The organism is Paucibacter sp. DJ2R-2 (assembly GCF_025717675.1).
GTDB lineage: Bacteria > Pseudomonadota > Gammaproteobacteria > Burkholderiales > Burkholderiaceae_C > Paucibacter_A.
This window is the reverse complement of sequence record NZ_JAJIRT010000023.1, coordinates 1-3,351: the sequence shown is the minus strand read 5'-3', so window position 1 is coordinate 3,351 and position 3,351 is coordinate 1. Positions and strand designations below refer to the sequence as shown.

Here is a 3,351-nt window from a genome sequence, read left to right as displayed (position 1 = left end):
GTCGGCCGCCAACGACGGCGTCGGTCGCCTCCACGCATCGATTCTGATGGCCGGCCGTCACCAAGAAGCTGCCTGAACGCTTACACCCGCTGGCCTGGTTACAGGCCAGCACCCTCCGAGAGGGTTCGAATCGTCGCCGGGCAGGGCCCGTCGCTGATTCGGTCGGCGGGGCCGCTTGGGAGCGGCCCGGCGCTGGCCCCGCAAACACACACCAAATTTCGAGAGACTCCATCATGCGCAACAAGAGCATCCTGACCGAAGCCCGCCAAATTGAACGTGCGGTGACCCTGATCAATCTGGGTGCGCGCCTGCAAGTGCTGGAGTCGGAGACCGACCTGTCTTATGAGCGCCTGCTGCGCCTGTACAAGGAAGTCTCGGGCAAGAGCCCCAGCAAGGGCCAGCTGCCGTTCTCGACCGACTGGTTCATGACCTGGCAGCCGAACATCCACGCCTCGCTCTTCCTGAATGTGCACGAGTACCTGAACAAGGTGTCGGAGCTGGACGAGATCGATGCGGTGATCAAGGCCTACCAGCTCTATCAGGAGCAGACCCAGGCGCAAGGCCTGGAGGCCATGCTGTCGGTGACGCGTGCTTGGCGCCTGGTGAAGTTCATCGACAACGGCATGCTGACCATGACCAAGTGCTCGAGCTGCGGCGGTCATTTCGTGACCCACCCGCATGAGATCGCCCGTCACTATGTCTGCGGCATGTGCAACCCGCCCGCCCGCGCCGGCAAGGGCCGCGCCCAGGGCGCCATCCAGATGCACTGAATTACCGGGGCGCCGCGATGTACCGCGTCTGCCTGGTCGTGATCGCGCGCAACGAGGCGGCGCTGATCGGCCGCTTGCTCGCCAGCGTCAAACCCTGGGTCGATGACATGCTGGTGCTGGACACCGGCTCCAGCGATGCCACGCCGGCCCTGGCACAAGCGGCCGGTGCGCGCGTGGCTCACTTTGCCTGGTGCGACGACTTTTCTGCGGCTCGCAATGCGGCCCTAGACCTGGCCGCAGCCGATTGGCATCTGGTGCTGGATGCCGACGAATGGCTGATCGATGGCGGTCAGGCGCTGCTGGAGCTCAAGCAGCAGCGGCCCGATTTCGTCGGCAGCATCGAGCTGCTGGACCAGTTTTCTGACGGACAGGACAGGCTGGCCCATGCTCGCCTGAGCCGGCTGCTGCCCGGCCATCTGCGCTATGCCGGGCGCATTCATGAGCAGCCCCAGCACCGGTTGCCCTGTCGACCTCTGCCGGTACAGATCGGCCACGACGGCTATCTGCCCGCGCGCTTGCAAGCCAAGCGCGGGCGCAACCAGGCCTTGCTGCTGAAAGCCCTGCAGCTGCAGCCCGAGGATGCCTATCTGCACTACCAGCTCGGCAAGGACTGTTCGGTCTACGAGGACTATGCGGCGGCCGAGGCCAGCTTTGCTCGTGCCGTGGCGCTGTGTCCGGGCGAAGTGTCTTGGTGGCCCGATCTGGTGGCGCGCCGCCTGTTCGGGCTCAAGCAACTCAAACGTCACGACCAGGGCATGGACTTCGCGCAGACCCAGCTGGATCGCTGCGCCCACTCACCGGATTTCTTCTTTGCCCTCGGCGATCTGCTGCTCGACTGTGCGGCCGATCTGCCCGATCAGGCGCCGGGCCTGCTACCCCTGATCGAAGACGCTTGGTTGCGCTGCCTGGAGATCGGCGAGCGCCCGGACCTCAGCGGCGCGGTGGCCGGCCGCGGCAGCCATCTGGCTGCCCACAACCTGGCCTTGGTGCTGGAAGGCACCGGTCGCGCCGAGCAAGCGGTCGCACTGCGCCATCGTTTCGCCCTGGCCGCCTGATCAAGGCCGGCCGCTGCCGGCTTTTTCAGCGATGGCTCGGCCCGGCTGAGCGCTCCAATTCAGCATCGGGACGGCGATGCCATCGGAGGCTGGCAAGTGATGAATCAAAGCAAGACGGTGAATGTGCTGGCGCCCAGCTATATGCAGGGGTTTCAATGCGTCGGCTCGGCCTGCGTGGAAACTTGCTGCAGCAGCTGGCATATCGCCATTGATGAGCCGACCTACCGCAAGTACCAAACCATACGCATCGAACCTCTCGCCTCGCATCTGCGCCAGCATGTGCAGCTCAGCAGCGAGGCCGCGAAAGCGCAGGGCGCCTATGCCAGCATCCCGCTGGCGCTGGGCGAGAGCTGCCCCATGCTTGACGAGCAGCAGCTCTGCAGCATCCAGACCACGCTCGGGGCCGAGGCCCTGTCCAGCACCTGCAGTGATTTCCCTCGCATCTATGTGCATGACGGCCAGCGCCTGGCCATGGCCGCCAGTCTGAGCTGCCCAGAAGCTGCGCGCCTGGCCCTGGCCGACGAGCAGGCCTTGGACCTGGTGGAGCTCCCACTGGCCTTTTCAGCACAGCGACCACCCGCCTTGCATCGGCGGCGAGCGTCAGCTGGCGCGCAAGAGCAGGACCTCGTGCGCCGCCATGGTGGCTTGCTGGCCTCCGTGATCTCTGCACTGCTGCGTCTGCACAGCCTGTCGGCCGAGCAAGCCTTGGTCTATGGCGGTCTCATCCTGCGCCGCGTGGCGGGTTTGGCCGGGCAGGAGTTCGGCGCGGCCGAGGCCGCGCTCGAGCAGGTGCTGGAACAGTTCCTGGGCCCGCAGACTTTGCAAAGGGCGCCGGAGCTGGTGGCTGGTCTCAGCGTGCCCAAGGGAGCGCAGTTCAGTCTGCTCTTGGCGGCGAGTCAGCGCTTCATGCGTGACCATGGTGGCCGTGCGTCATTCCGCGCCTTGATGGATGAAGTCAGCAAGGGCTTGGAACTTGGCCAGTCACCGGCGCACTGCCTGGCTCGCTATGAGCAGGCCGACCAAGACTATCTCCGGCCATTTCTCGCCGAGCATCGACATCTGCTCAAGAACTATGCTTTGAACTCCGTGCTCTCGTCTGTGTTCCCACGCGAAGGCATGGCCGAACTGCCGCATGAATTCATGGAACTGGCGGTGCGGCTTGCCCTGATCCGCTTCTACCTGGTCGGTCTTGCGGCGCTGCGCGGCCCTGAGCTTTCGGTCGACGATGTGCGGCGCACCGTTTACGGTGTGGCACGCAATATCGAACACAACCGACGTTTCTTGCCCGGGGTGATGCAGGCCTTGGAAGCGCATGGAGCTTTGCGTTTGGAAGTGCTGGCGACCTTGCTGCTCTGAGCGGCGCCGCGGCTCCCCTGACAGGGGCAAACCCAGCTCGCCCATGGGTGAGAAAAGCCAGATATTTCACGGTCTGCAGCGCGCTTGTAAGAGTTTGCCTGACAAGGTTCTGGGAAGAACCGGGACTCAAGAGCTGGATTTGGGCTGATGTTGCGGCTTTGTTTGGATCT

The 3,351-nt window shown here is 64.5% G+C and carries 3 protein-coding genes; all 3 read left to right on the top strand.

All coding sequences use genetic code 11. From position 1 onward, the window contains the following. Positions 1 to 233 precede the first annotated feature (233 nt). Positions 234 to 770: a flagellar transcriptional regulator FlhC gene (gene flhC / locus LNV28_RS24895; protein ID WP_263520531.1), complete on the top strand. Its 537-nt coding sequence runs from the start codon at positions 234 to 236 to the stop codon at positions 768 to 770. Between the two features lie 17 nt (positions 771 to 787). Then, positions 788 to 1,825 (top strand): glycosyltransferase, encoded by a 1,038-nt coding sequence (locus LNV28_RS24890; RefSeq protein WP_263520532.1) that lies wholly within the window; start codon positions 788 to 790, stop codon positions 1,823 to 1,825. Positions 1,826 to 1,924: 99 nt separating this feature from the next. Further along, positions 1,925 to 3,181 (top strand): flagellin lysine-N-methylase, encoded by a 1,257-nt coding sequence (gene fliB, locus LNV28_RS24885; RefSeq protein ID WP_263520533.1) that lies wholly within the window; start codon positions 1,925 to 1,927, stop codon positions 3,179 to 3,181. The last annotated feature ends 170 nt before the right edge of the window (positions 3,182 to 3,351 follow it).

Bases quoted from the DNA above. Each gene is read 5' to 3' on its own strand.
- flhC (WP_263520531.1), top strand. From the start codon at position 234: ATGCGCAACAAGAGCATCCTGACCGAAGCCCGCCAAATTGAACGTGCG.
- LNV28_RS24890 (WP_263520532.1), top strand. From the start codon at position 788: ATGTACCGCGTCTGCCTGGTCGTGATCGCGCGCAACGAGGCGGCGCTG.
- fliB (WP_263520533.1), top strand. From the start codon at position 1,925: ATGAATCAAAGCAAGACGGTGAATGTGCTGGCGCCCAGCTATATGCAG.